Here is a 25805-nt window from a genome sequence, read left to right as displayed (position 1 = left end):
AGACACTATGCACGCGGCGCGGTAACATAGCGCCAGGCAGTCCTCAGGGGCGGCAGATGCGAGGCACAATCGGACGTCGGGAATTGATCGCCTGGCTTGCCGGCGCGGCCGTCGCCTGGCCCGCGAGTGCGCCCGCCCAGCGGCAGCACTTGCGAACGATCGGCGTCTTGCGCATCGGAAACCGCGGGCAAGGCACGCATTTCGAGGACGCATTTCGTCGCGGCCTGACGCAAATGGGTTTCGTCGAAAATCTAAACGTCGCGATAGAATGGCGGTGGTCGGAAGGCCACTATGACCGCTCGCCGGCTATCTTGGCCGAGCTGGTTAGTCGGCAAGTCGACGCAATCGCTGTATTGGGAGCCACAGCGACGGCGCTTGCTGCAAAAGAAGCGACGCGAACGATTCCGATAGTTTTCATGATAGGCGCCGACCCCGTTGAGCTCGGACTTGTCGCAAGTTTCGCGCACCCGGGAGGAAATATTACAGGAGTTTCTCTACTTCAGACCCCAGTGGTCGCGAAGCGCGTCGACGTACTGCGCCAATTGATACCTAACGATAGGACGATCGCGCTTCTGACAAACCCAGCAAATCCATTTAGCCAAGTAGAGCGCAGGGAAATCGAAGCTGCGGCGCGGACCCTGGGTCTGGAATTGCATGTTGCCAACGCCACAAATCAAGAGGAAATCGATGCGGTGGTTCCTGATTTGATCACCCGTGGCGCTCGCGCCGTTGTTATTGGAACCGATGGGGTCTTCCTTTACCAAAGCAACCAAATCGCTGCTCTGGCCGCGCGGTACATCATCCCCAGCATAGCTCAATGGCGCGAGTATCCGGAAGCCGGCGGCTTGATGAGCTACGGGAGCAATGTCGCCGACGCCTATCGTCTCGTGGGACTATATGTCGGCCGCATACTCAAGGGCGAAAAACCGGCCGATGTGCCGGTGGAACAGGCCACCAAATTTGAGTTCGTCATCAACATGAAGACGGCAAAGGCGCTCGATCTCAACATTCCGGACAAGCTGCTCGCGCTCGCCGACGAGGTGATCGACTAGTCAGGTGAATCTAAAGTTCACCACATAAAGTCTGCTGGGCTTTGTGGCAGAAGCGTTTGACGGAAGCCAAAATCTGGTCAGCGGACTTGGGTCTGTGTCGCCGAAAGATCGCACGAACACGGTGCTGATCACTCACCAACCGAACATCGTCGCAGCGCTTGGAAGGGACTGGTTTGACGTGAAGGAAGGCGAGACCTCGATCTTCCGACCAGTTGACGGTGGCTATAGACTTGTCGCTCGTGTGCAAATGGACGAGTGGCCGCGCATTACGGCGATGGCATCCAAATAACCTCGATCAATCGGGCCGATCGCAGTCATCCCAAGGAGCTGCTTATTTGCGCGACCGCCGTTCCAGGCGGTCGTTGCAATTTTACGAGCCGCTGCGACCGTCTTGGCGCAATTGATTCGCCAGATGATCTAAACGGGGCGCGTTGGTTTGACTGGAATCCCACCCGGCAGAACGGCAAGGGGCAAGGATCAGTCCGCTAGCGCGCATCCTGCCCGATGCGGGCTATCCCATCCAATGCGGGGTCGGCAGATTCTTCTTGCGCAGAAATTCCGGGTTGAACAGCTTGGATTGATAGCGCTGACCGCCATCCGCGAGGATCGTCACGATGGTCTTGCCGGGACCGAGGTCGCGCGCAAGCCGCATGGCTCCGACGATGTTGATGGCGCTCGATCCACCGAGCACCAGCCCTTCATGCTCGATCAGATCGAACAGAACGGGCAACGCTTCCTCGTCCGTGATCTGATACGCCGCATCGATTGGCGTGCCCTCCAGGTTCCTGGTCACACGCCCTTGCCCTATCCCTTCGGTGATGGAGTCGCCTTCGCTCGTCAGCTCGCCCTTGGTGAACCAGTTATAGAGCGCAGCGCCCATGGGGTCGCTGAGCGCAATCCTGACGGCTGGGTTGCGCTCCTTGAGGGCGCGCGCGACCCCACCCAAGGTCCCGCCGCTGCCGACGGCACAGGTAAAGCCATCGATCTTTCCGCCCGTCTGCTGCCAAATCTCCGGCCCGGTCGTGCGGTAGTGGCCCTCGCGATTGGCAGTGTTGTCGAACTGGTTGGCCCAGAATGCACCGAGCTCTTCGGCGAGCTGACCTGAATAGCGAGCGTAATGACCGGGATTTGAATAGGGAACGGCGGGGACCAGTCGCAGGTCCGCACCACACAACCGCAACATATCCTTCTTCTCCTGACTTTGCGTGTCAGGCATCACGATCACGCTGCGATAGCCGCGTGCATTTGCCACGAGCGCAATGCCGATGCCGACATTTCCCGCCGTCCCTTCGACGATGACGCCGCCCGGCTTGAGCCTGCCACTTCGCTCGGCATCGTTGACCATGGCGAGGGCCGCGCGATCCTTGATCGACCCACCAGGATTGAGAAATTCGGCCTTGCCGTAGATCTCGCAGCCCGTGGCCTCCGATGCCCTTCGCAGCCTGATCAATGGCGTATTGCCGATGGAGTCCAAAAATCCCATTCGGATACCGTTCATCGCCCCCTCACCTTCGCGCTCCCCAACCTTAGGCTGCCGAGCGGACAATTTCGTTCTCTAATTCAGGCGATACGGGCAACGACTTTGGCGTTCAGCCGACCTGATCGGCAATTCCATTCCTGCACTGTGTTCATTTCGGCATGTGGCCCTTAGCTGTCTTTCATCTTGAGCCTGGCTTTCCGGCGACGAGCAGATTGGGGGCGGACAAATGACCCGCGGCGGACATCACGGTTGACCTCCTCTTCGCTGCGACCTTGTTTCGCGGGTCACGGGCGGCACAAGCGAGTATGCTGCCGTTGCAAAGGCGTAACGCACCTTCAAGAGGAGCGTCGCATGATCGATAGACGAGGCCTCGTTGTAAGCGGGATTGTCACGGTGTTTGCGCCGCGATCGGTTAGGGCGCAGAGATCAGGAAAGGTATGGCGAGTCGTTTTCTTTTCAGTTGCAGCTGGTCCGAACCCTCTTGCTGAGTCCTTCAGGCAAGGATTGAAGGAGTTAGGTTATAGTGAGGGGCGCGACATTTCTATCCAGTACCGCTGGATGGCCGGGCGTGAGAGCCAATACGACGACGTGGCGCGCGAGTTGGCCCAGAGTGAGCCGGACGTTATTGTCACGGCTGGCCATCCGCCAGCTGTTGCTATCAAGAAAGCTACAGCACAGATACCAATCGTCGCGCTTGCCGTCGTTAATCCCGTAGGAGGTGGCCTAGCTGCCAGCATCTCTCATCCCGGTGGCAACTTGACTGGCTTTTCTTTGGAGGTCACGCCGGAAACAAACGCAAAAATGCTCGAGCTTTTGCACGAAGCAGCCCCTAAACTCACTCGAATTGGCGCGCTTTGGAATTCTGGCAACCCTGGTAGCCGTTTCTACCTTGATGCGGTAAAGCAGGCCGCACAATCGCAAAACCTTACTCTCACCGCTTACGATGTGCGCGGAGCGGAGGAGATCGACACTGTGTTCCGTTCAGCTCGCGGAAACGTTGAGGGGCTCATTGTCTTTCCAGAAGGGCTCCTATGGACGTATCGGCGTAATATCGTTGATGCTGCGCGGGAGGCACAACTAGCTGCGATTTTTGGTTATCGCGATGCGGCCGAAATGGGAGCACTGATGAGCTACGGCCCCGACCTCGTCGATCTGTTCAAGAGAGGCGCAGCATACGTCGATAAGATCATCAAAGGCGTCAAACCTGCCGAGCTTCCGATTCAACAACCGGCAAAGTTCGAGTTGGTGATCAATGTCAAGACGGCTAATGCCTTGAGCATCGTGATACCACCAACGTTGCTCGCCCGCGCGGATCAGGTGATTGAATAAACGGATCATCGTGCCGACGCGCTAGTCTGCTTGTGGCCGTGAGCCGAACCGCGCTTCAGCTCTCAGCATGACGGCTGACGAAGGGAGCGGCGCAGGATGGCGCAACAAAATAGCTTCAGTGCATGAAATGACGCCGTTCGCAAGGATCGCAATAATGCACCAGCTTTCACCACGGCAGGCAAGCGCTTAGGGACGCCAAACAGCGGAGGACTATCAGAGATAAACGGTTCGTCGGGTAGTTATGCTTTTCTCAGTTCTCAGTCGCATGGCGACAGGTTCCGCATAGCAAGCGTCGTCTGACGCCATTCGGCTCCACCATTAGTCTGAACATTGCTAACGAAGACACTCAAATCGGCAAAAGCGTCCCAGTGCATTAAAGATTTGCGACTCGCGCTGTGTACCGACGTTAACTTCCGCTTCTGGCCCCATTGCGAACGTTACGGCGCCAGCTGCCGATCGGCGGCTACGGACATGCGGCCCACGTCTCTGATGTCCGCATCCACCGGCGAAGTTTACGCCGATGATGGGACCGCTGGTCTGGTCAGCATCCGCGGCATTCCCTAGACTGTCGATATTCGGTGGATCACAGCGCGAGCAATTCAGATGACGATGGAGCAGAGGGGCGCGGCAGGCGAGGGATTTGCGACGATTTCGACTGATGGCCGCGTCCTGGATTGCTGGTTTCTTCAGCTGCGCTTGAGTGCGGAGACAGGCCAAGCGGCGACGGCGCGGTTGACGGAGCAGGAGATCAGGGGGGCGTTGGGCGAGCCGGCGGGTGGATATGCGCGGCACGACGATATTCGCAACGTCGACATCGTTCCGATCCGTACCGAAATCGCGTCCCTGGCATCCGCGCCCGTCGACGTGCACGACGCGTATCTTCGGCTCCACCTGCTTAGCCATCGGCTGGTCGAACCCAATCGCCTGAATCTTGACGGGATTTTCGGCCTGCTCCCGAACGTTGCCTGGACCACTCTCGGTCCGTGCGAATGCACTCGTGTGCCGGAAGCGCGAATGGAGGCACGAAAGCGTGGCCTAAATTTCGAGGTGACTGGCGTCGATAAATTTCCGCGCATGACCGATTATGTGACGCACGCGGACGTGAGAATTGCAGATGCGGATCGCGTGAGGCTGGGAGCCTATCTGGCACCGGGCACGACCGTCATGCATGAAGGCTTTTGCAATTTCAATGCAGGCACGCTTGGTCATTGCATGGTCGAAGGCCGGATCAGTGCCGGTGTGGTTGTGGGGACCGGCAGCGACATTGGTGGCGGAGCGTCGATCATGGGGACGCTGTCAGGAGGAGGAAAAGAGAGGATTACAGTTGGCGAGCGCTGCCTGATCGGAGCCAATGCCGGCATTGGCATTTCACTGGGCGATGATTGTGTGGTCGAAGCAGGCTGTTATGTCACGGCGGGCGCCCGCATCCTTTTGGAAGAAGGTCGCGTGGTGAAAGCCAGAGAGCTCTCGGGCCAGAAGGGCCTTCTGTTTCGTCGGAACTCCCAGAGCGGCGCTCTTGAGGCAACCAGACGCACACCCAATTGGGACGGCCTCAACTCGCAGCTTCACGGCTAGGTGGATCACGCGAAGAATTCGTCGGCGACCATTGTGGCGGGATTAGCCCGCCTCAACCTTCCAAACGGCGCTCTTGACCCCAACCGGCCCTCCGAATTTCCCTCGGGAAATTCACCGCGAACTCTAAGGGTATGATCGGATCATCATTCGGCACGCTGAAGTTATTATGGACCTTGGTCCCGGTGCCTCTCCAACCCGAGTGAAGCACAGGTGAGCGCTCATACAACGAGCAGTACAGGAGGACTGAGATGGGCCGTATTCTGTTTGCTGCGGTGTCCGCCATTCTGATCCTGGTCACGGTCGGATCACTCTCGCCCGCGGTCGCGGCCGCAGATCGCTACTGCCTGCAAGGCCGCCGCTGGGGCCATCCCGGCAACTGCCAGTTCGCGACCCTCCAGCAGTGCAGGGCGGCTGCCTCCGGCACCCATGCGTCCTGCGGGGTCAATCCGCGCTATGCATTCGGACGCTCGCAGCAGGGCAGACAGTGATTGAACGCCGCGGGCGCACCGGGCGAGGCTCTCGCTTGAGTTCGGCTCCCGGCCCTTGGTGGACTTGCGTCAGTTTCGGCTGAGGTACTTCCCTTGGCTCCAAGCTCGCGGAAGCCAGGGGGCTGAAATCGTGAAGGGAGCCACAGCCATGAAGCCATCATCTCGGCTGATTGCAGCGTTGGCTGTAGCTGCCATCGCTCCCGCCCATGCCGCCAAGCTGCCCCAAATCGACGACATCATCACGCTGCGGTCCCAAACGCTCGCCTGCTTCGACCTGGAGAACACCAAGGAGCTGGAACGCACGCGCACCACGGATGGCCTCTCGGCGGCACTGCAATTTGTCGACCGCCATCCCCTACCGGACAACCCCGCCGCGGGAAGCGGCATGTTCACCAACGTCTGCACCCGCTTCGGACCAGGCGGCACGATGTACCGGGTCAAGAAGGTTCACGACTGGACAAGCGGCGGACTGACCCTGTTTTGTATTGATCCAGCGACAAAATGGGATCTCAGCCCGCCAGGTGAACAGAAGGAACCGAGGGCCGAGGCGGCCGATCATTGTTGGTGGGTGCGGCTTGATGATTGAGAAAATCGTCGACCTGGACGCGTCCATCTGCCTGAACTTCAAGGAAATCAACTGGAGGGATGAGAATGTCGGTCCCCTGCAAGCTCGAACGCAGCCTCCTCAGCCACGAGGAATATGAGACGATCCGCCTCACGCACCATCCCGCCATCTATCACGTCGACATCGCTGAGCTCGAGGCCATGCGACCTCGCTTGCGCAAGATGCGCGACAAGGAGCGAACGCTCGGCCGACAAAGGCAGCGAGAGGGGCGCGGAAAGGCCGAGGCTCGCGGAGCCAGCTTTCCAGGAACCGCCGAGCATGCATCAGAACGCAAGCAAGTCTTCGCCGCCGCGCTGAAGCGGTTGAACAACGAGCTCAGGCGTCTTCACAACCTGGCAGCTCGGACCGCGCATGTCGAAGCGGCGCGAAAGGCTCTCGCGCTGCATCGCGCCGCGAATTTCACGACCTATCCCCCAGCCGGAGCCAACGCGAACGAAGGCATGGTGCCGAAGGCAAGCACACGCCGAAGAAAGATCATTGCAGGCGCAAAGATCGGACGGGTGTCGCAGGCGACGAAAGTCGCGCAGGCGGTGCGCGACGCGAGAGCTGGATGAGCGGCGGAAACCTTCGGCCTGCCCACCGAAATTGGCCCTTAGCAGACCAATCGCGGCATGGTGCGCCACCGGAGCGGACTTGCCGTAGCTGTGCTCACACCCTAGACTTGTGCGGTCGCGAGCCGCTCCGCCCGCTCAAAGCAATGGGAGCCCGCTATGTGGCGAGCCATTTTGTCTGGGACGATCCTTGGTACCGCTTTATTCCTAATCGGCGGTCAGATCACAGTCGGACAACAGGCACCAACGATCAAACGGACCGACCTTCTCAAGACTGCCCTTCCGGAAATGGAGGGTAAAGACATGAGTGTGTGGGTTGCTGACATCCCGCCGAACTCCGCTACCGGCCGACATTCGCACCCGACGCCGAGATTCGTGTACGTGCTCGACGGTGCAGTTGTCTACGAGGTTGATGGAAAGCCGCCGCAAACCTTCAAGGCAGGTGAGGCATACGCGGAGATGCCGGGCGAGGTCCACAACTTTAGAAACGCGAGTTCGGCACAGCCAGCGAGAGCTCTCGGTTTCCAATACGCAACCAAGGGCCAGCCGCTCCAAACCAATGCCCCTTGAACCAGTCTGAGAAGTTTTGGACTTGCACAGCACGTAGGATGGGTTGAGCCCTTGCGAAACCCATCGCTCTTGTTTCCGTCATGACCGCGTACCAATCCGGTGAAGCATGGAGCGCGTGCGCAATTAGGGGCCCTCTTCGTCTCACGGTCACGTCGATCTCACTCGCTACCCGATGGACTGGCGGGCGATCAGTCCAAGCCCGGTCTTCGATATTGTGCGAGGCGTTGGATTGACGATGGGTTTCGCAAAGGCTCAACCCATCCTACGGGCTATGTCACATTCTTCCGCGATGCGCGGTGAAGCTCCCGGTCAAGCGGATCATTGTTGGGCCGGCCGACGGCGCGGACGAACGTAGCCGCGCATTGAGCCGCCGCTTGCAATAACGCGATGACACGGGATCGATGGGTCGTCATTCGTGCGCATGATGGCACCAACCGCGCGTGCAGCTTTCGGATTGCCGGCTTTGGCAGCGACAGCCTTGTACGTCATGGTCTTCCCCTTGGGGATCTTGCGCACGATGTCGCGGACCTTGTCCGAAAACGTTTTCATAGGCCGAGTGTAGCACCTTTCTCAGCTATTGGCCCATCAGCGAAGTTGCGCCTCATCTGGCGGAGGCCCGCTCCTTGCGGCTAAGCGGACTGGATTTGCTCGCTCTGAGTTCCTCGCATTTTGATCCGAAACCGACATGTGACGTGCGCCCGAATTCCGAAGCGGACAATCTGCCCTCAATGTGCAGCCAGCTTTCTGTATGCCGCGATGGCGCGCTTGAGATCGTCATATTCCTGGCAAGGAAGAAGGAGGCAGAGATTTTCCAATGCAGCCAGATGTTGCTCAGCTTTGGTGGGCTCGCCGAGCACCAGATAAGCCTCGCCAAGATGCTCGTGCGCGCTGCGGTGACGCGGATCTAGCGTTAGCGACTGCTGATAGTGTCCAACAGCCGGCCCGAGTTGGCGCAAGCGTCGATAGGAATAACCAAGATAGTTCTGGATATCGGCATTGAGCGGGTCACGCAGGGCGGCGCGCGTGAACGATCCAATGGCCCCATTCCAGTCCGCAGCGGCAAGCGCTCTCTTGCCCGCCTTGAAATCGGGATCGAGCTCCACCCACTCAGCATCCGCCGCCACGGGTACCATGGTGGTGCAGATCGGCCAGGCTTCGGGCGTGACTGCGGTCGTCCCTTTGCCGGTGGACCCGCTGAACAGCGGTATACTCCCCCATTCCGTCCGGTCATTCCCGTAGACGGCAAAATAAGCGACAAGCCCACCGAGCACCGTCGCCGCAGCAATTGCCGGGATCAACGTTGTCATTCCTACATTGACGGCGCTCTTGGGCATGGATCGGACCGCCGAAGCATCATTGTCGTGAAGTACCCACGGTGTCGTTCCGCAATTGTGCTTTGGCTTCACGGATTTCCTGCCGCTCCGTATCGGCGTTCCCGGCGAGCTCTATCAGCTTGCTATAATACTCGGTTGACTTCTGACGGTCGCCGGAGCGGTCGGCAGCACGCGCGGCGCCCCAGAACGCGCGGAAGCGATTGGGAGTTTGCTTGAGTGCGGTCTCATACTCGTTCAGTGCGGCTGTGGGCTGTCCGACCTCCAGGAGCAATTCCGCCAACAGTTCGCGCAGCGGAAAGAGGCGATTCTCCATGGCCACGTGTTTGACACTGCTGTCTTCGCTGTCGGCGGCTGCCCGCATTAACTTGAGGGCCCGATCGTGGTCGCCTTCCTTCAGTGCGATCCACGCGGAGACCGCAAGCATTTGCTCTTCGGTGCGTTCGGCCCAGTAGGATTGGTCAGCGCCCTGCAGCGTCGTGCGCAACACTTTCATCTCCTCGATCTCTTTATTGGCGCCGGCGATATCGCCGACACGCGCCATGCCGAGACCGCGCGTGAAGCGGATCAACGAATCCGCCATGGGATATTTGGTCGGCGTCATCGCCAGGGCGGCAGCGCCGGCCCAGTCGGCACGCTCCAAGACATAGCGCGCCGGCATGGCGGCCTTGGCGGTGAAATTGACGAAGTTGATCGGCCGGTCGCCGCGATCGGCGGTGGCCAGCGACTTTTTGATCATCGCGTCGGCTTTGGCGTCTTGCGCGAGCTGCAGATGCGCATACACCGTGAAGTCCGATGCGTGATAGTAGTCGGGCTGAATCTCAAGCGCCAAGGCGTTTGAGGCGATGGATTCCTCCCAGAGCCCGACCATGGAATAGATGTGAGACGGCATGTGCCGCGCATGCGGCACCGCCGGCGCGATGCCGGCGTAGCGACGGGCTGATGCAATCCCCTTTTCGGCAAGCGGAGCAAAATCGTAGGCGTGAATGAGGTAATGCGTCACACCCGGATGTTGAGGGTTCTCCTCGAACAGGCTTTCCAGAAGTGCCGCGGATTTCAGCTGGTTAGTGTATGAGAGGTCGTTCTTCTTCGCGGAGGCTTGTAGCGTGAGCGCGTAGTACGCCTTCGCCTCATAGTCGTCAGGATAGGTTTGCACCATGCGCTCCATCGCAGCATTGTAGGCCGTCAGACGGGCATCAACGGGAACCTTATTGTAGTCGCGGAAATAGGCGCTCAGCGCCTCGATCCAGTCCCGCTCACGTGGCGTCTTCGCCCCGACCGACCGTGCCTTTTCAAGTGCATCCCAGGCTGCTTGTGCCTCGACATTTGATGGCGTGGTCGCAAGCGTGTTGCCAAGGAGGTCCATCGCCACACCCCAATATGCCATGGCGCAGCCGGGATCTTGTTGCAGTATCGCTTCGAATTTCCGGCGGGCGATCAGGAACCAATATGAATGCAGCATGGCGACGCCGCGGTCGAACTCGGCTTGAACACCGGGATCGCAGGAGGTGGGGAACGTCACCTTACCGAGCTGTTGGTCTTGCTGACCAATTGCACCGCTCGTGATGGCAGCACCTAGCAGGGCTAGCGCAAAAGATATCTTTATCGAGTGAGTTCTCATCTAACTCTCCTCTCCAGAATGCACGCGGTGACGCGCGTGACCTGCCGCGTGCAAAGTTGCGACAAAGACCAGGCCCAGGGAGGCGTATTGCTGAATTGGTTGAACTCGATCGGAGCTTACTACACGCGCCACCCTCTTAATAGGACAGCGAAATTTCCGTTATTGGCCCAGAGGCGAAGTCGCCGCACGCCCCGTTTTTCGTCGCTGCTCGAGGTGAAGCGGACATCCGGAAGCCCAGCGTTTGATATGGGTCCACATGGCCGCCTCAGCGCGTCCGCGCGCCCGCCTCCTCCCGGCCAAAACGCTCCACCAGAAAATCGATGAACAGCCGCACTTTCACCGACAAATGCCGCGTCGGCGGATAGACCGCGTAGAGCGCGAGCGGCGGCGCTGAATAGTCGTCCAGCACGGTGCGCAGCTCGCCCTTCTTCAACGCATCGGCGGCGCTGAATTCCGGCGCAGCGCGAGCCTCCTGCCCTTGATCGCGACATCACGCACCGGCTCGGCAGCGCCGCCGGCGCGCTCGGCCTCGTCCGCCTGTTCGAGTCGCTGTTGCGCGGTCGAGCTGGCGGCCGGCTCGATGTCGCCGCCGGAATGCCAGAGCGCGGCGCGCGAGCTCGCTGCGCTTCAGAAGGCCTCGATGAGCGCGCTGGACAGGTTGCTTCAGTCCGAAGAGCAGCGTACGGACACTCCCTGAACTTCAGGACGATAGGAGTCGCCGGGTGCGCGCAAAATGTCTCGCCATTCTTCTCATGCTGCTTGCATCTGCCGCGCGCGCCGAAACGGAGTCCTTCCCGTCCAGCTTCAAGACCAAGACCATCCCGGCCAACGGCACGCAGATTCATGTGCGCGTCGGCGGCCAGGGTCCCGCTGTGATCCTGATCCATGGCTTCGGCGACACCGGCGACATGTGGGCGAGGCTTGGCGTTGACCTTGCGCGCGATCACACCGTCGTGGTGCCCGATCTGCGCGGCATGGGCCTCTCGGACAAACCCGACAAGGGCTACGACAAATGGAGCCAGGCGGCCGACATGCGGGCTGTTCTCCAGGCGCTCGGCATCGAAAAGGCTGCGGTCGTCGGGCATGATATCGGGACCATGGTGGCCTATGCCTACGCGGCCCGGTATCGCGACCTGACCGAGAGGCTGGTCGTCATGGATGCGCCGGTGCCCGGCGTGCCGCCGTGGGACGAGGTCGTGCGCAGCCCGCTGCTGTGGCACTTCGATTTCGGCGGCCCCGACATGGAGCGGCTGGTCAAGGGCCGCGAGCGCATCTATCTCGACCGCTTCTGGAATGAATTCGCGGGCACGCCCTCGAAGATCACCGAGGCCACGCGCCGCCATTACGCAGAGCTCTATGCGCGGCCGGGCGCGATGCACGCGGCCTTCGCGCAGTTCAGGGCGATCCGCACCGACGCCGAAGACAACAAGAAGGCGATCACGACCAAGCTGGCGATGCCGGTGCTCGCCATCGGCGGCGAGAAATCGTTCGGCAAGATGGAAGCCGTCGTGATGCGGAACGCGGCGACCGATGTCACGGAGGTCGTCATTCCGGACGCCGGACACTGGCTGATGGAGGAGGATCCGGCAGCGACCATCAAGGCGGTGCGCGAGTTCCTCGACGGGAAGAAATAGATCGGCGCGACAAGCCGATTATTTTAATCGGCTCGTCGCGTCCTCCTCCCGCCCAAACCGCTCCACCAGAAAATCGATGAACAGCCGCACCTTCACCGACAAATGCCGCGTCGGCGGATAGACCGCGTAGAGCGCGAGCGGCGGCGCGGAATAGTCGTCCAGCACCGTCCGCAGCTGGCCCTTCTTCAACGCGTCGGCGGCGATGAATTCGGGAAGCAGCGCGAGCCCTCTGCCCTTGATCGCGACGTCGCGCAGCACCTCGGCGTTGTTGACGCAGAGCGACCAGGCCGGCTGGATCCAGTGGTCGCCATCGCCGCCAGTGAGCTTCCACTGGTTGCCCGTGAGCAGGAAGCCGTAAGTGAGCGACGCGTGCTCGCGCAGATCCTGCGGATGCCTGGGCGTGCCGTGCCGCGCGAGATAATCCGGCGAGGCGCAGATCATCCGCGCCACCGGCGTGATTTTTCGCGCGATCAGGCTGGAGGATTCCAGCTCCGCGATCCGCAGCGTCACGTCAAAGCCGTCCTGCACCGGATCGAGCAGATCGTCGCTGAGCACGATCTGGAGCTGAAGCTCGGGATAGTGCGTCATGAAATCGGCGAGCACGGGACCCAGCCGCATGGTGCCGAACGACATCGGCGCGTTGACGCGCAACAGGCCCCGCGGCGCCGACTGGGCTTGCGTCACCGCCTGATCGGCGGCCTCGATCTCCGAGAGGATCACGACCGCCCGCTCGAAATAGCGCTGGCCGTTCTCGGTCGGGCTCGCATGCCGCGTGGTCCGGTTCAGCAGCTGGACGCCGAGGCTCTCCTCGAGGTCGGCGATGTATTTGCTGATCGCCGAGCGCGACAGCCTGAGCTGCCGGCCCGCTTCGGCAAAGCTGCCGCTCTCGACCACTTTCACGAACGCCCGCAGGCTGGCGACCTTATCCAAGCGCTGGCCCCGGCGATTGTTTCCAAATCGTAGACATAGCCGTCATATTTGCATGGATTGTCTCCAATCCAAAGCGGAACGATATTTCCAACGAGAGCAAGAAAGCTCCCCGCATCTGGAGGACCACAATGTCTGGACTGCACCATGTCACCGCGATCGCCGGCGATCCCATCCGCAATTTCGGCTTTTACACCCGGGATCTCGGCCTGCGCTTCGTCAAGAAGACGGTGAATTTCGACGATCCCGGCACCTATCACTTCTATTATGGCGACGAGACCGGCCGCCCCGGCACCATCCTCACCTTCTTCCCCTGGGCCGGCGTTCCCGCCGGGCGTCGCGGCGTCGGCGAGACCCATCAGACCGCCTTCCGCGTGCCGCAGCGCTCGCTCGGCTACTGGACCCAACGCTTCATCGAGAAGGGCATTGCCTACGAGGCGCTCGAGAAGCGCTTTGGCGAGTCCGTGCTGCCCTTCACCGATCCTGACGGCATGGCGCTCGCACTCGTCGGCATCCCCGGCGCCGAGAACGAGCCCGGCTGGAGCAATGGCGACGTGCCGGCCGAGCACGCGATCCGCGGCTTCCACGGCGTGACCCTGCTGCTCGACAGCGCGGCAAAGACGGCTGCCGTCCTCACCGACGTGTTCGGCTTCAAGGAGACCGGTCGCGAAGGCTCGGTGATCCGTTTCAAGGCGCCTGGTGATGTCGAGGGCAACGTCGTCGACATCTACGAGGCCAAGGGTTTTCTGCGCGGGCATCAGGGCGGCGGCTCGGTGCACCACATCGCCTTCCGCGCGGCTGACGATGCCGAGCAGGGCAAGATGGCGGAAAAGCTCGTGAGCAATCACGGCCTGCACCCGACCGAGCAGCGGGACCGCAACTACTTCCGCTCGATCTACTTCCGCGAGCCTGGCGGCGTGCTGTTCGAGATCGCGACCGATATCCCCGGCTTCGCCGTCGACGAGCCCGTCGCGACGCTGGGACGCGACCTGAAGCTGCCAGCTTTCCTGGAGCAGCACCGCAAGCAGATCGAGGGCGTGCTGCCGCGCCTGGAGGAGAGCGTGTCGTGACCGAGTTCATCCATCGTTTCGAGCCCGCGACCACCGCGGGCTCCCCTCCACTGCTGCTGCTGCACGGCACCGGCGGCGACGAGAACGACCTGCTCGGGCTCGGCAAGATGATTTCGCCCGGCTCCGCTCTGCTCTCGCCGCGCGGCCGCGCGCTCGAGCACGGCATGCCACGCTTCTTCCGCCGTCTTGCCGAAGGCGTGTTCGACGAGGAGGACGTGCGGCGTCGTGCGCTCGAGCTCGGCGAGTTCGTCGCGGATGCGCGGAAGCAATACGGCATCGCCGCGCCGATTGCGGTCGGCTTCTCCAACGGCGCCAACATCGCAGCCGCGCTGTTGCTGCTGAAGCCGGGGGCGCTTGCAGGCGCGATCCTGCTGCGGGCCATGGTGCCGCTGTCGGATCCGCCCAAAACCGATCCGCTAAAGGCTGAACTCGACGGCAAGCCGGTGCTGCTGCTCTCAGGGCAAAACGACCCGATCGTGCCGGCGAGCAATTCGGGACAACTTGCAGCGCTGCTGCTGGACGCAGGGGCGCGTGTCGACCACAGGGTGCTGCCGGCGGGCCATCAATTGTCGCAGGCCGACGTGACGCTGGCCCGCAACTGGATCGGCAGCGTCGAGGCCAAAGCGGCGTGAGCTAACGAGCAGCGGCGCATCGTTCAAGCGGTGCGCCGCTGCCGTCATTCGAGCCCGTCGCGGATGCAATTCGATCACCTCGTTGCTTACATTCCTCCGATCGTAAGCTATCCTGCTCGTCAGGTGTTCAGGCGAGGGAGAACGGATTGCGTTATCTCTTTGAAGACTGCACATTTGACACCGGCCGGCGCGAATTGCGCCGGGGGACGGAGCTGGTATCGGTTACGCCGCAGCTCTTCGACCTGCTCGAGTTCTTGATCTGCAATCGTGATCGCGTCGTCAGCAAGGACGAGCTCGTCGCGACCGTTTGGAACGGGCGCATCGTTTCGGATGCCGCGCTGACTACTCGGCTTAATGCCGCGCGGAGCGCCATCGGCGACTCGGGGCAGAAGCAAAGCCTGATCAAGACGCTGCCGCGCAAGGGCTTTCGCTTCGTTGGCGCTGTGCGGGAAATGTCCGAAATCGAATTGACTGGTTCGGCACCCCGGACATCGCCGGCCCACCTTTCCATTGTCGTGCTGCCTTTCGCCAATCTCAGTGCTGACCCGGAACAGGACTACCTGGTCGACGGCATCACCGAGAGCCTGACCACGGACCTGTCACGCATCAGGCGGTCGTTCGTCATCGGCAGACACACCGCATTCACCTACAAGGGCAAGGTGCTCGATCTCAGACAGATCGGCCGTGAGTTGAATGTCCGTTATGTGGTCGAAGGCTCGGTCCAGCGCGCCGGAAACCGGCTTCGGGTGAACGTCAAACTCGTGAATGCTGAAGATAGCTCGCAACTATGGTCCGACCGTTTCGACAAGGCCGTCGCCGACCTGTTCGATCTGCAAGACGAGATTGTATCGCGGCTCGCCAATACGCTGAACGCGCAACTCATTGAAGCCGAGGCACGCAGGGCCGAAAGTGTCCCGCATCCGGATTCAATGGACTTTTATCTTCAAGGTCGCTTTTGGTGGAACAAGGGGCTTACGTCCGAAAATCTGCGTCCGGCCCGCCACTTTTTTGAACGGGCGCTGTCGGTCGACCCCGGAAACGTCGATGCGATGGTGTGGATGGCGACGGTCGACACTCTAACTGCCTGCGCCATGTTGACCGATGACAGCCATTCCCTCCTTGTTGCGGCAGAAACGACCTTGCTAAAGGCATTGTCTGTTGCGCCAAATCATTCCTGGGCCCACGTCACTTTGGGGGCCGTTCTCGTCTATACGAACCGCATCGCCGAAGGCGTGGCCGAGTGCGAGCGGGCGTTGGCGCTGGACCGCAATTTGGCTGTCGCGCACCCAGTCATAGGTATCGCCAAACTGTTCACTGGTTGTGGCAAGGAGACCGAGGGCCATGTCAACCAGGCCTTACGCCTGTCTCCTCACGATATCTTCGCTTTTGCCTGGATGGGCGACATCGCCTTCGCCAAAATGCAGCTTGAGGCGGATGCCGAAGCCGTCACCTGGTTCCATCGCAGCATTGAAACCAATCGAAATTATGCCTTCGCACGCTTTGGCCTGGGTTCTGCGCTCGCACATCTTGGCAGATTGCCCGAGGCCCAGGCTGCCGTGAGAGCCGGACTTGCACTCAATCCCACCTTCACCATTCGTCGTTTCAAGAGCTTTTCAGTCAGCGACAATCCGGCCTTCCTGGCGGGCGCCAAGCGCATCCTGAAAGGGCTACATCTAGCCGGTGTGCCCGAAGGGTGAAGTCGGCGTGACTGCCTGCGCAAGCTGACGAAGCAGCGGAGCATCGTTCCGAAACGGTGCGCCGCTTCCATCACTCGAACCAGCCGCGCCGCTTGAACCAGAACAGCGGCAGCAAGGCGCTGGCGATGACCGCGAGCCAGGCCAACGGATAACCAAACGTCCAGTCGAGCTCCGGCATGTGCTTGAAGTTCATGCCCCAGATGCCGACCAGGATGGTCGGCGGCACGCCGACGACCGAGACGATCGTCAGGATCTTGAACAGCTCGTTCTGCTGGATGTTGATGAAGCCGAGCACCGCATCGAGCAGAAGCTGGATCTTGTCGGTCAAGCGCGTCTCGTAGTCGCTGAGCGAGGCGACGTCCTTCGACACGGCCTGGAGGCGCTTCTTCGATGCAGCGGTGATCCAGTCGCTCCCGACATCGTGGGCAAACGAGGCGACGCGGCCGACGCCGAGCAGGACGTCCCGCACCTTGGCGAGACGATCGGCGAGATCGCCGATGTTCTCCAGCGCTTCGCGCATCCTGCGGCTGGAGCGCACCGGGCGCTTGGTGCGGACGAGCCCTCCCTTGAAGACACCGTGGGATAGCTTGTCGACCTTGGCGCCGAGATGCTCCAGAACATCGGCGCCGCGGTCGATCATGGCTTCGAGCAGGCTGGTGAACACACACATGCCATTCTCCAGGCTGTCGTCGGAGCCGATCCGCTTGCCGACGTCGTCGAAGGTCGGCAGTTGCGCGAAACGCACCGTCACCAGCACGTGCGGGCCGATGAGAAATCCTACCGGCGTGATCTCGGCCTCGTTTTCCTCGTTGTGCCGGACCGCAGGCGAGCTGAGATAGAGCGTGCCGTGGTCGAGGATCAGGCGGCTCGACGCCTCGATCTCGCTGAGCGAATCCTCGGACGGAATCCGTATCTTCAGCAAGCGTTCGACGAACTGCTTCTCCTCCGCGGTTGCGTTCAGGAGGTCAGCCCAGATGATCTCCGAGGGCATTTCCGTGTGGATGCTTTGCCAGTCGTCGGACGGCCACCTGTATAGTTTGAGCAATGAGCGACCTCCGCAAACCCTCGCGCTGGACCGCACGGCAGGCGACCATCCTGCGCCGGGCTAACGCATGAGGGTTTCAATCGTTCAAGTTGGGGAGATCAACAGAGGCGGCGCTCACCCGTGAAAGCGGTGCGGCCTTCTTCGATGATGCCATCATGCCAGTGTTTTGCCCGACGGGTCAACCGGCATCGAGAATTTGCGCATGCCATCGAGCGGCGCGCGCAAGCCATTGAAATGACTACCCGGGCTACTGTGCATGGGGTTGTTTTGCAGGTTTTTGTTTGGACGGGCCAAGAAAATGGCCTCTCCCCGATGGGAAGAGGCCGATGTTGAAACGACAGGTTCGACCTGGTCGCGCGGTCCCCTACTCCCAGGACCACGTCGAGAAGTCGTTCTCGTATTGCGGGACTTCCTTCCAGACGCCCTTCAGCTTCTTGTTCGTGATGGTGATCAGCTGCGGCTGGTAGAGGAAGCCGGCGACCGCGTCGGTGGCCAGCATGCGCTGGGCCTCGCCGAGCAGCTTTGCGCGGGCTGCTTCGTCCGGCGTCGACACGATCTGCTTGTAGAGCGCGTTGAAGGTCTCGTTGTTGTAGCCGAGATAGTAGTCCGGCTCGGTGATCTTGACGAGATCGAACGGCTCGACATGGCTGACGATGGTGAGATCGTAATTATGCGGACCGTTGGCCGCGAACACCTGCGACAGCCACTGCGCCCATTCGACGTTCTCGATCTTGGCGATGATGCCGACCTTGGCGAGCTGGGCCGCGAGGATCTCGCCGCCCTGGCGCGCATAGGGCGGCGGCGGCAGCTTGAGTGACAGCTCGAGCGGCGTGGTGACGCCGGCTTCAGCGAGCAGCTTCTTGGCCTTCTCCGGGTCGTAGGGATTGATGCCGGTGGTGTCGACATAGCCGAGCGCACCCGGCACGTAGAAGCTGCCGATCGGCGTGCCGAAACCATCGACGGCGCCGTCGATCATCGCCTTGCGGTCGATCGCGGCCAGGATGGCGCGACGGACGCGGACGTCATCCAGCGGCTTCTTCTTTTCGTTGATGCCGACGATGGTCTTGGCCCTGGAGCCGCCGATCATGACGTTAAAGCGCGGATCGGCCTTGAACTGCGCGATGGTGCGCTGGGCCGACACACGCGGGAACGCATCGACGTCTCCCGACAGCAGCGCCGCGGCCTGCGCTGCGGGATCGGAGATGAAGCGGATCGTCACCTTCGAGAGCTTGACCGCGGAGGCGTTGCGATAGTCGGCCCATTTGTTCAGCGTGATCGAGGAGCCCTTGGCCCAGGCCCCCAACTGATAAGGCCCGGTGCCGACCGGCTGCGTGACATTGGTGGCTGCGCTCTTCGGCTCGACGATCGAGCCGCTCGCCTGCCCGAGGAGGAACGGCAGGTTCGGCTCGCCGTATTTCAGGGTGATCACCACCGTGTCGGCGTCGGGCGCCTCGACCTTCTCGAAAGCCTGGAACAGGCTCTTGTCCTTGTTGGTGCTGGTGGCGGCCGCGTTGCGCTCGAACGAGAACTTTACCGCGGCAGAATCGAACGCCTCGCCGTTGTGGAATTTGACGCCCTTGCGCAGCTTGAACGTATAGGTCTTGAGGTCCGGTGATGCGGTCCAGCTCTCCGCCAGCAGGGGCGCGACGGAGCCGTCCTCGTTGATCTTGGTCAGGGTCTCGTAGATGTTGTAGAGCGTGACCTCGGCGATCGCGGCAGCCGCCGCGTTGGTGGGATCGAGCCCCGGCGGCTCCAGCGTCATCGCCATGACGACGCTGTCCTTCTTGCCCTGCGCCAGCACCGGCAGCGGCGCCGCGGCGAGCGCTGCGGCAATAGCGACGATCGATAGCTTCCTGAACATCTCGTAACTCCCCGGCCTGCTTTCTTTGAGCCTACGCCAATCCTGCGGCGGACACTAACCTTCCATGGCCGCCTGCGGCAACGCCATCACCGCCTCCGCCTTGTGGCAGGCGGCAAGGTGCCCCTCGCCCACCTTGCGTAGCAAGGGCGGAACCTCGCGGCAATGCTGGTCGGCAAGCGGACAGCGCGCGACACTATGGGCACCCCGTTGCGGCTGCCGATTGCGAGGCGCCGGCCGCCCCCGGCACGCGCCCGCGGCACGGCATCCAGCAGCGCCCGCGTATAGGGATGGGCGCAGCGCTCGAACAGATCCTCGGGACGTCCCTGCTCGACGATCCGGCCGAGATACATCACCGCGACCTCGTCGCAGAGATAATCGACGACGGCGAGGTCGTGGCTGATCAGGATGTAGCTGAGGCCGAACTGCTCCTGCAGGTCCTGCATCAGGTTGAGCACCTGCGCCTGCACGGAGACGTCGAGCGCGGAGACCGGCTCGTCGGCGACGATCAGCTTCGGCTGGGTGATCAGCGCGCGCGCGATCGCGATGCGCTGGCGCTGACCGCCGGAGAACTCATGCGGATATTTGTCCATGTCGGCATCTCGCAAGCCGACCTGCCGCAGCACCGTCGAAACGCGCGCGCGAAAGGTGCTGCGGTCGGCGCCTTCCAGCACGGTGAGCGGCTCGGCGACGATGCGGGCGATAGTCTGGCGCGGATCGAGCGAGCCGTACGGATCCTGGAACACCATCTGGAAGTCGCGGCGCGCGCGGCGCAGCTCGTCCGCTGGGACGCGGTTGAGGTCGCGGCCGAGCAGCGTGACCGCTCCCGATGTCGGCCGCTCCAGCGCCATCACGACGCGCGCGAAGGTGGACTTGCCGGAGCCGGACTCGCCGACGATGCCGAGGCTCTTGCCGGCCGCGACCGTCACGCTGACGCCGTTGAGCGCGCGCACCTGGCCGGGCGGGCGGAACAGACTCTCGCGCGGCAGCGTGTAGCGTTGCTCGAGATCCCTGACGTCGAGAAGCGGCGCGGTGCTCATGCCGACAGCGCTCCGACATTTGCAGCCATCGAGACGTCGGTCCTGATACAACGAACGCCATGTCCGGGTCCGACATCCGCCATCGGCGGCAGCGCAGCACGGCAGGCATCGATCACGAGCGGACATCGATCGGCAAAGGTGCACCCGGCCGGAAGGTCCGCGAGCTCCGGCACGGTACCAGAGATCGTCGTCAGCCGCGTGCCCTTGCGCGCGCCGAGCTTCGGGCGGGCGCGGAACAGGCCCTGCGTGTAGGGATGTCCCATGCGGCGGAACACCTCGTCGGTCGGGCCGCTCTCGACCACGGTACCGCCATACATCACCATCATGCGCTGCACGTTCTCGGCGATGACGCCGAGATCGTGCGAGATCAGGATCATCGACATGCCGCGCTCCTCGACGAGATCGGCGATGAGGTCGAGGATCTGGCCCTGGATGGTGACGTCGAGCGCGGTGGTCGGCTCGTCCGCGATCAAGAGATCAGGCTCGCAGGCGAGCGCCATGGCAATGGTGACGCGCTGACGCTGCCCGCCGGAGAACTGGTGCGGATAGGCATCAACGCGCCTGGCCGGATCGGGCAGTCCGACACGATCGAGCAAGGCGATCGCTTCGCGCCGCGCCTGCGCCGCCGAGTATTTCTTGTGACGCCGCAGCGGCTCGGCAACCTGGTGCCCGATCGTGTGCATCGGGTTGAGCGCGGTCATCGGCTCCTGAAAAATCATGCTGATGCGGTTGCCGCGCAGACGGCAATAGGCTGCATCCGATAGTCCCGCGAGCTCGCTGCCGTCCAGCCTGATGCTGCCGGTGACGAGCGCACTCTCGGGCAAGAGGCCCATCAGCGACAGCGCGGTGACCGACTTGCCGCAGCCGGATTCGCCGACAAGCCCCAGCGTCTCGCCGCGCTTCAGGGTGAAGCTGACGCCGCGCACGGCCTGCGCCGGGCCGCGGCTGGTGTTGAGGCGGACGCCGAGATTGGCGACCTCGATCAGCGGCATGTTTGCGCCCTCGCCCATCGTCACCGCTCCCGCGCCAGCCGGGGATCGAGCAGATCGCGCAATCCATCGCCGAGCAGATTGAGGCCGAGCACGGCAATCGCGATCGCCGCGCCCGGATAGACCGCGAGCATCGGCGATTGGAACAGCAGCGTCTGCGCATCGTTCAGCATGCGGCCCCAGGACGGCTGCGGCGGCTGCGTGCCGAGACCGAGATAGGAGAGCGCAGCCTCGGCAAGAATGGCGAGCGCGAACTGGATGGTCACCTGCACGATCAGGATCGACAGGATGTTCGGCAGTACGTGCTCGATGGTGATGCGGAATTTACCCTTCCCCGCTGCGCGCGCCGCCAGCACGAATTCGCGCGCCCAGATCGCGTTGGCCGAACCACGCGTCAGCCGGGTCAGCGTCGGGATCTGGAAGATGCCGATCGCGACGATCGAGGTCACCATGCCCGGCCCCACGACCGCGGCGAGCATGATCGCGGACAGCACGGCCGGAAAGGCGAAGGTGAAGTCGGAGAAGCGCATGATGATCTCTTCGGTCCAGCCGCGTTTGGCCGACGCAATCAGGCCGAGGCAGACGCCGAAGGTGAGACCGATGCTGACGGCGATGATGCCGACCAGAATGGTCGAGCGCGCGCCAGCGAGCAGCAGCGAGACGATGTCGCGGCCGAAGGAATCAGTGCCGAGCCAATGCGCCGCCGACGGCGGCCGCAGTTTCGAGGCGATATCGATCTCGTAGGGCGACCACGGCGTCCACACCAGCGAGAGCAGCGCCGAGACAAGCACCAGCAGGCTGAGCGCCCCGCCCAGCACAAAGCTGCGATGGCGCAACGCGCGGCCCCAGAACGTGCGGGCCGGCAAGCGGCGCGTGGCGAACGGCGCGTCAAGCGGAGTGGTCAAGGGCGCGCTCACAGGTCATGGACCTTGATGCGGGGATCGATGAACGCATAGAGCACGTCGACCACGAAATTCACGACGACGACCATGGCCGCCAGCAGCATCACGCAATTGCGCACCACGATCAGGTCGCGGTTGGCGATCGACTGGAAGATCAGCCGGCCGAGGCCCGGCAGATAGAACACGTTCTCGATCACGATGGTGCCGGCGAGCAGGTTGGCGAATTGCAGGCCCATCACCGTCATCACGGGAATCATGGCGTTGCGCAGCACGTGGCGCCACAGCACCTCGCGTTTGCCGAGCCCCTTCGCGCGCGCCGTGCGCACGAAATCCTCACGCAGCACTTCGAGCACGGCCGAGCGCGTCACGCGCGCAAGGATCGCGGCCTGCACCACCGCGAGCGAGATCGCCGGCAGCAGCAGCGACTTGATGCCCGGCCAGATGCCGTCCTCCCAGCCGGCAAAGCCGCCCGCCGAAAGCCATTGCAGCCGCACCGAGAACAACAACACCAGCAGGATCGCGAACCAGAAATTCGGCAGCGCGATGCCCACTTGCGTCAGCGACATCACGCCGACGTCGCCGAGCTTGTTGTGGTTGGCGGCGGTGTAGATGCCGGCCGAGAGCGCCAGCGTCACCGTGATCAGCATCGACATGATCGCGAGCGGAATGGTCAGCACCAGCCGCTCCGCGATCAGGCTCGCGACCGGGGTGCCGTAGACATAGGAGTTGCCGAGGTCGCCGACGAAGAGGCCCTTGATCCATTGCAGATAGCGGACCGCCAGCGGCTGGTCGAGCCCGAGCTTGACGGTGAGCGCGCGCACCGCATCGGCCGAAGCGTCGGCACCCATCAGCATCTGCGCGGCATTGCCCGGCAGGGCGTCCAGCACCAGGAAAATGATCACGGATGCGCCGACCAGCGTCGCCAGCAAGGTCAGGACACGTCGAAGGACAAATACGCTCATGCGCGTTCAGGTTCGGGGCTCATCCGAGGCACGATCAACATGTCCGGACGGCCAACGCAAGTCCTTTGCGGCATGGTCCTCACCTCAGCCAGGCCGGCGGGACAGAAGGTCGGTTGAGGCCTCGAACAGCGCGCTGACGCGCAGCAATTCTGCGTCAGTGCGGAAGCGGCCGACGAGCTGGAGCCCGATCGGCAGGCCATCACGGCCGAAGCCGCAGGGCAGACTGATCGCGGGATGGCCGGTCATGTTGAACGGCATGGTCCAGGGGAACCAGTGCGGGCGGACGCTGTCGAAGAGCTTGCCATCGATCTCAATGGTGCCGAACAGGTCCTGCTCGATCGGCAGCGCGGTGCGCGTCAGCGTCGGCATCGCCAGAACATGCCCGCGCGCAAGCAGCGATTGCACGCGGCGGAACAGCGCGGTGCGCGCGAACATTGCCTCCTGATAGTCGACGCCGCTGACATGGGTCGCGAGCGCGACCTGCTTGACGAAGGCCTCGCTCAGCGTATCGCCATGCTCGGCCACGAGCTTGGCAAAGCGCGTGCGCCAGACCGTGTGGTTGATCGCGCGCCAGATCGGCTCGATGTCAAACCCCTCGCCCGAGAATTCCTCGAGCTCGGCGCCAAGGCTCGCCAGCCGATCGAGGCTCGCCTTGAAGCTGGCCGCGACATCGGCGGAAACCGGGCGGCCCGGCGGCGTCAGGCAGTACAGGATCTTTTGCCCGCGCAGGTCGCCGCGCGGGGCAGCCGTGCGGACGAAATCGGGCACGGGCACGCCGATCGACCAGGGATCGCAGGCATCCTCGCCCGCCATCGCCTGCATCATCAGCGCGGTGTCCGCGACTGTGCGCGTCGTCGGCGTGACATAGGTCTGGTTGCCGAAGGCGTCGAGCGCCTGGCTGTGCGCGATCACGCCGTTGCTCTGCTTCAGGCCCACCACGCCGTTGCAGGCGGCCGGAATGCGGGTCGAGCCACCGCCGTCGGTCGCGATCGCCAGCGGCGCGATGCCGCTTGCCACCGCCACCGCCGCGCCGCCGCTGGAGCCGCCGGAGGAACGCTCCGCGCTCCACGCATTGCGGGTGCGGCCGAACAGCGGCGAGTCGGTCAGGCACTTGCTGCCGAATTCCGGCGTCGTGGTCTTGCCGATCAGGATCGCGCCTTCCGCGCGGAGCTTTGCCACCGCGACGGCATCTTCGGTGGGCACATTATCCTTGTAGGGCACGGCGCCGAAGGTCGTCTTCACGCCCTTGGTGTTGACGATGTCCTTGACGGTAACGGGAAGCCCATGCAGCAGGCCGAGCGGCTCGCCGGCCATCATCTTGCGCTCGGCGGCGCGAGCCTGCGCCATCGCCTCGTCGCCACACAACGTGATGAAGCAGTTCAACTCGCTCTGCAGCGCCTCGGCGCGCGCGAGCACAGCGCCGACGACCTCGACCGGCGAAAGCTTCCTGGCGGCGATGAGGCCGCGCAGCTCGGTTGCGGACAGGAGACAGGGATCGTCGTTCATCGTCACATCACGCTCCGAAAGCCCGCCACCGTTGGCAGGCATTGACAGCGAGAATGACAGTTTTGTTAACTCGCCGTCCAATACGTTTTTTGACGCCAACCCATACGCTTTCGGTATGCCAATGGATCTCCGCCGGCTTCGTTATTTCGTCGCGGTCGCCGAGGCGCGCAGTGTCGGCAAGGCCGCCGAGCGGCTGCGGATGGCGCAGCGCCGCTCTCGGTGCAGATCCGCAAGCTCGAGGCCGAGGTCGGCGCGCCGCTGTTCCGCCGTGGCACGCGCGGCATGGACCTGACCGAGGCCGGGGCGGCTGTCGGTCGGCTACATGTTCGTGCTCGCCAACGCGATGCTGCCGCGGCTCATTCCCGAGCTGCGCCGCTCGATTCCCGGCGTCGACCTCGACTTTGCCGAGCTCAGCGCCTCGACCCGCGAGGCGCGGCTGCTCGACCGCAGCGTCACGGTCGCGCTGTGCATGCCCGCCATCAACCATCCCGAGATCCAGGTGGCGCGGATCGGCGCGCAGCCCTTCATGCTGGTCATGCCGACCGCCTCGCCGCTCGCCCGCCTGAGCTCGGTGCCGATGGCGAGATTGCAGGGCCGTCCGCTGATCGCGCTGCCGCATCCCGACCATGGCCCCGCCTCCTCGGCCGTCGTTGCCTTGCTGCGCCGGCACCAGGTGGTGATGCCGATCGCGAGCCGGGTGGAGACGGTGCATTCGGCGATGAGCCTCGTCCTCGCCGGCGAAGGCTTCGCGATCCTACCGGCCTGCGCGCAGCTCGGCGCGCCACGCGGCATCGTGTTCCGGCCGCTGCGGGACGCCAGCGATTCCATCGACATTGCGGTCTGCTGGCGGCGCGACGCTCACAGCCCGCTGATCCGCACCTTTCTCAAATGCGCCGAGAAAGTCGTCGCAAGGCTGTGATG

The 25805-nt window shown here is 62.8% G+C and carries 24 protein-coding genes and 2 pseudogenes; 13 read left to right on the top strand and 13 right to left on the bottom strand.

The features are described from left to right. Window positions 1-83 precede the first annotated feature (83 nt). Entirely contained in the window at window positions 84-1052 is a 969-nt protein-coding gene (locus FOM02_RS26215) for an ABC transporter substrate-binding protein (RefSeq protein WP_159073923.1), read from the top strand. Window positions 1053-1563: 511 nt separating this feature from the next. Here FOM02_RS26215 and FOM02_RS26210 read toward each other — a convergent pair. Beyond that, window positions 1564-2535: a cysteine synthase A gene (locus FOM02_RS26210; protein ID WP_181411692.1), complete on the bottom strand. Its 972-nt coding sequence runs from the start codon at window positions 2533-2535 to the stop codon at window positions 1564-1566. A 348-nt stretch (window positions 2536-2883) separates the two neighbouring features. Between FOM02_RS26210 and FOM02_RS26205 the strand changes: the two genes are divergently transcribed. The 6 genes from FOM02_RS26205 to FOM02_RS26180 all read left to right on the top strand — a co-directional run bounded on the left by FOM02_RS26205 (window position 2884) and on the right by FOM02_RS26180 (window position 7670). After that, the gene (locus tag FOM02_RS26205; protein WP_084334266.1) at window positions 2884-3861 is read left to right on the top strand and encodes an ABC transporter substrate-binding protein; all 978 of its coding nucleotides are present in this window, start codon (window positions 2884-2886) and stop codon (window positions 3859-3861) included. 603 nt (window positions 3862-4464) lie between these two features. Then, window positions 4465-5436 carry a 2,3,4,5-tetrahydropyridine-2,6-dicarboxylate N-succinyltransferase gene (gene dapD / locus FOM02_RS26200; RefSeq protein WP_027558939.1) on the top strand — a complete coding sequence of 324 codons (972 nt, stop codon included), beginning with the start codon at window positions 4465-4467 and terminating at the stop codon, window positions 5434-5436. A 248-nt stretch (window positions 5437-5684) separates the two neighbouring features. Further along, window positions 5685-5924 (top strand): DUF3551 domain-containing protein, encoded by a 240-nt coding sequence (locus tag FOM02_RS26195; RefSeq protein ID WP_027558938.1) that lies wholly within the window; start codon window positions 5685-5687, stop codon window positions 5922-5924. A gap of 148 nt (window positions 5925-6072) precedes the next feature. Continuing rightward, window positions 6073-6510 (top strand): hypothetical protein, encoded by a 438-nt coding sequence (locus FOM02_RS26190; protein ID WP_141262973.1) that lies wholly within the window; start codon window positions 6073-6075, stop codon window positions 6508-6510. A 191-nt stretch (window positions 6511-6701) separates the two neighbouring features. After that, window positions 6702-7103 carry a hypothetical protein gene (locus tag FOM02_RS26185; RefSeq protein WP_231164316.1) on the top strand — a complete coding sequence of 134 codons (402 nt, stop codon included), beginning with the start codon at window positions 6702-6704 and terminating at the stop codon, window positions 7101-7103. Window positions 7104-7259: 156 nt separating this feature from the next. Beyond that, window positions 7260-7670, top strand: coding sequence for a cupin domain-containing protein (locus FOM02_RS26180; RefSeq protein WP_051377983.1), 411 nt, complete (start codon window positions 7260-7262; stop codon window positions 7668-7670). A gap of 318 nt (window positions 7671-7988) precedes the next feature. Here FOM02_RS26180 and FOM02_RS26175 read toward each other — a convergent pair whose 3' ends face one another. The 4 genes and pseudogenes from FOM02_RS26175 to FOM02_RS26160 all read right to left on the bottom strand — a co-directional run. Continuing rightward, window positions 7989-8219: an MGMT family protein gene (locus FOM02_RS26175; protein WP_035729978.1), complete on the bottom strand. Its 231-nt coding sequence runs from the start codon at window positions 8217-8219 to the stop codon at window positions 7989-7991. A 176-nt stretch (window positions 8220-8395) separates the two neighbouring features. Next, complete coding sequence (locus FOM02_RS26170) at window positions 8396-9004, bottom strand: tetratricopeptide repeat protein (RefSeq protein ID WP_051377985.1); 609 nt, start codon at window positions 9002-9004, stop codon at window positions 8396-8398. Window positions 9005-9023: 19 nt separating this feature from the next. Then, a complete protein-coding gene (locus FOM02_RS26165) occupies window positions 9024-10622 on the bottom strand; it encodes a hypothetical protein (protein WP_265440106.1) in 1599 nt (532 codons plus the stop codon). A 265-nt stretch (window positions 10623-10887) separates the two neighbouring features. Next, window positions 10888-11129, bottom strand: a pseudogene (locus FOM02_RS26160) (LysR substrate-binding domain-containing protein); the annotation flags it as partial. On the opposite strand from FOM02_RS26160, the gene FOM02_RS26155 reads away from it, so the two are divergent. Together FOM02_RS26155 and FOM02_RS26150 are read left to right on the top strand one after the other, a co-directional pair. Beyond that, entirely contained in the window at window positions 11101-11319 is a 219-nt protein-coding gene (locus FOM02_RS26155; RefSeq protein ID WP_265442294.1) for a hypothetical protein, read from the top strand. The pseudogene FOM02_RS26160 and the gene FOM02_RS26155 overlap by 29 nt on opposite strands. 55 nt (window positions 11320-11374) lie before the next feature. Continuing rightward, on the top strand, window positions 11375-12256 hold the full coding sequence (locus tag FOM02_RS26150; RefSeq protein WP_027558934.1) for an alpha/beta fold hydrolase: 882 nt from the start codon (window positions 11375-11377) through the stop codon (window positions 12254-12256). Between the two features lie 18 nt (window positions 12257-12274). On the opposite strand, the gene FOM02_RS26145 is transcribed toward FOM02_RS26150, so the two are convergent. Continuing rightward, window positions 12275-13186: a LysR family transcriptional regulator gene (locus FOM02_RS26145; protein ID WP_027558933.1), complete on the bottom strand. Its 912-nt coding sequence runs from the start codon at window positions 13184-13186 to the stop codon at window positions 12275-12277. A gap of 128 nt (window positions 13187-13314) precedes the next feature. On the opposite strand from FOM02_RS26145, the gene FOM02_RS26140 reads away from it, so the two are divergent. From FOM02_RS26140 to FOM02_RS26130, 3 genes are all read left to right on the top strand, one after another. Further along, a complete protein-coding gene (locus FOM02_RS26140; RefSeq protein ID WP_027558932.1) occupies window positions 13315-14253 on the top strand; it encodes a ring-cleaving dioxygenase in 939 nt (312 codons plus the stop codon). Further along, a complete protein-coding gene (locus FOM02_RS26135; protein WP_027558931.1) occupies window positions 14250-14885 on the top strand; it encodes an alpha/beta hydrolase in 636 nt (211 codons plus the stop codon). The genes FOM02_RS26140 and FOM02_RS26135 overlap by 4 nt, the downstream gene beginning before the upstream one ends. A 146-nt stretch (window positions 14886-15031) precedes the next feature. Beyond that, window positions 15032-16582 (top strand): winged helix-turn-helix domain-containing protein, encoded by a 1551-nt coding sequence (locus FOM02_RS26130; protein WP_027558930.1) that lies wholly within the window; start codon window positions 15032-15034, stop codon window positions 16580-16582. Between the two features lie 70 nt (window positions 16583-16652). Here FOM02_RS26130 and FOM02_RS26125 read toward each other — a convergent pair whose 3' ends face one another. From FOM02_RS26125 to FOM02_RS26095, 7 genes are all read right to left on the bottom strand, one after another. Next, a complete protein-coding gene (locus tag FOM02_RS26125) occupies window positions 16653-17627 on the bottom strand; it encodes a magnesium transporter CorA family protein (protein WP_027558929.1) in 975 nt (324 codons plus the stop codon). 364 nt (window positions 17628-17991) lie between these two features. Continuing rightward, complete coding sequence (locus tag FOM02_RS26120) at window positions 17992-19488, bottom strand: ABC transporter substrate-binding protein (RefSeq protein ID WP_027558928.1); 1497 nt, start codon at window positions 19486-19488, stop codon at window positions 17992-17994. A gap of 86 nt (window positions 19489-19574) precedes the next feature. Beyond that, window positions 19575-20525, bottom strand: a complete 951-nt coding sequence (locus FOM02_RS26115; protein WP_322596906.1) for an ATP-binding cassette domain-containing protein — start codon at window positions 20523-20525, stop codon at window positions 19575-19577. Next, a complete protein-coding gene (locus FOM02_RS26110; RefSeq protein ID WP_027558926.1) occupies window positions 20522-21535 on the bottom strand; it encodes an ABC transporter ATP-binding protein in 1014 nt (337 codons plus the stop codon). The genes FOM02_RS26115 and FOM02_RS26110 overlap by 4 nt, the downstream gene beginning before the upstream one ends. Before the next feature lie 2 nt (window positions 21536-21537). Further along, a complete protein-coding gene (locus FOM02_RS26105) occupies window positions 21538-22431 on the bottom strand; it encodes an ABC transporter permease (RefSeq protein WP_027558925.1) in 894 nt (297 codons plus the stop codon). Further along, entirely contained in the window at window positions 22428-23378 is a 951-nt protein-coding gene (locus FOM02_RS26100) for an ABC transporter permease (protein ID WP_027558924.1), read from the bottom strand. The genes FOM02_RS26105 and FOM02_RS26100 overlap by 4 nt, the downstream gene beginning before the upstream one ends. An 84-nt stretch (window positions 23379-23462) precedes the next feature. Then, on the bottom strand, window positions 23463-24884 hold the full coding sequence (locus FOM02_RS26095; protein ID WP_265442205.1) for an amidase: 1422 nt from the start codon (window positions 24882-24884) through the stop codon (window positions 23463-23465). A gap of 121 nt (window positions 24885-25005) precedes the next feature. Here FOM02_RS26095 and FOM02_RS26090 point away from each other — a divergent pair. Further along, window positions 25006-25803 (top strand): annotated as a pseudogene (locus FOM02_RS26090) (LysR family transcriptional regulator). The last annotated feature ends 2 nt before the right edge of the window (window positions 25804-25805 follow it).

This window comes from Bradyrhizobium sp. SEMIA, from assembly GCF_014844175.1.
Classification (GTDB): Bacteria; Pseudomonadota; Alphaproteobacteria; order Rhizobiales; family Xanthobacteraceae; genus Bradyrhizobium; species Bradyrhizobium arachidis.
Note: the sequence above shows the minus strand (reverse complement) of the source record. Positions and strands in the feature narration are given on the sequence as shown.

What these genes read in the sequence shown, in the direction of transcription:
- FOM02_RS26210 (WP_181411692.1), bottom strand. Translation starts at nt 2,535, where the DNA reads ATGGGATTTTTGGACTCCATCGGCAATACGCCATTGATCAGGCTGCGA.
- FOM02_RS26205 (WP_084334266.1), top strand. Translation starts at nt 2,884, where the DNA reads ATGATCGATAGACGAGGCCTCGTTGTAAGCGGGATTGTCACGGTGTTT.
- dapD (WP_027558939.1), top strand. Translation starts at nt 4,465, where the DNA reads ATGACGATGGAGCAGAGGGGCGCGGCAGGCGAGGGATTTGCGACGATT.
- FOM02_RS26195 (WP_027558938.1), top strand. Translation starts at nt 5,685, where the DNA reads ATGGGCCGTATTCTGTTTGCTGCGGTGTCCGCCATTCTGATCCTGGTC.
- FOM02_RS26190 (WP_141262973.1), top strand. Translation starts at nt 6,073, where the DNA reads ATGAAGCCATCATCTCGGCTGATTGCAGCGTTGGCTGTAGCTGCCATC.
- FOM02_RS26180 (WP_051377983.1), top strand. Translation starts at nt 7,260, where the DNA reads ATGTGGCGAGCCATTTTGTCTGGGACGATCCTTGGTACCGCTTTATTC.
- FOM02_RS26175 (WP_035729978.1), bottom strand. Translation starts at nt 8,219, where the DNA reads ATGAAAACGTTTTCGGACAAGGTCCGCGACATCGTGCGCAAGATCCCC.
- FOM02_RS26170 (WP_051377985.1), bottom strand. Translation starts at nt 9,004, where the DNA reads ATGCCCAAGAGCGCCGTCAATGTAGGAATGACAACGTTGATCCCGGCA.
- FOM02_RS26165 (WP_265440106.1), bottom strand. Translation starts at nt 10,622, where the DNA reads ATGAGAACTCACTCGATAAAGATATCTTTTGCGCTAGCCCTGCTAGGT.
- FOM02_RS26150 (WP_027558934.1), top strand. Translation starts at nt 11,375, where the DNA reads ATGCTGCTTGCATCTGCCGCGCGCGCCGAAACGGAGTCCTTCCCGTCC.
- FOM02_RS26140 (WP_027558932.1), top strand. Translation starts at nt 13,315, where the DNA reads ATGTCTGGACTGCACCATGTCACCGCGATCGCCGGCGATCCCATCCGC.
- FOM02_RS26120 (WP_027558928.1), bottom strand. Translation starts at nt 19,488, where the DNA reads ATGTTCAGGAAGCTATCGATCGTCGCTATTGCCGCAGCGCTCGCCGCG.
- FOM02_RS26115 (WP_322596906.1), bottom strand. Translation starts at nt 20,525, where the DNA reads ATGAGCACCGCGCCGCTTCTCGACGTCAGGGATCTCGAGCAACGCTAC.
- FOM02_RS26110 (WP_027558926.1), bottom strand. Translation starts at nt 21,535, where the DNA reads ATGGGCGAGGGCGCAAACATGCCGCTGATCGAGGTCGCCAATCTCGGC.
- FOM02_RS26100 (WP_027558924.1), bottom strand. Translation starts at nt 23,378, where the DNA reads ATGAGCGTATTTGTCCTTCGACGTGTCCTGACCTTGCTGGCGACGCTG.
- FOM02_RS26095 (WP_265442205.1), bottom strand. Translation starts at nt 24,884, where the DNA reads ATGAACGACGATCCCTGTCTCCTGTCCGCAACCGAGCTGCGCGGCCTC.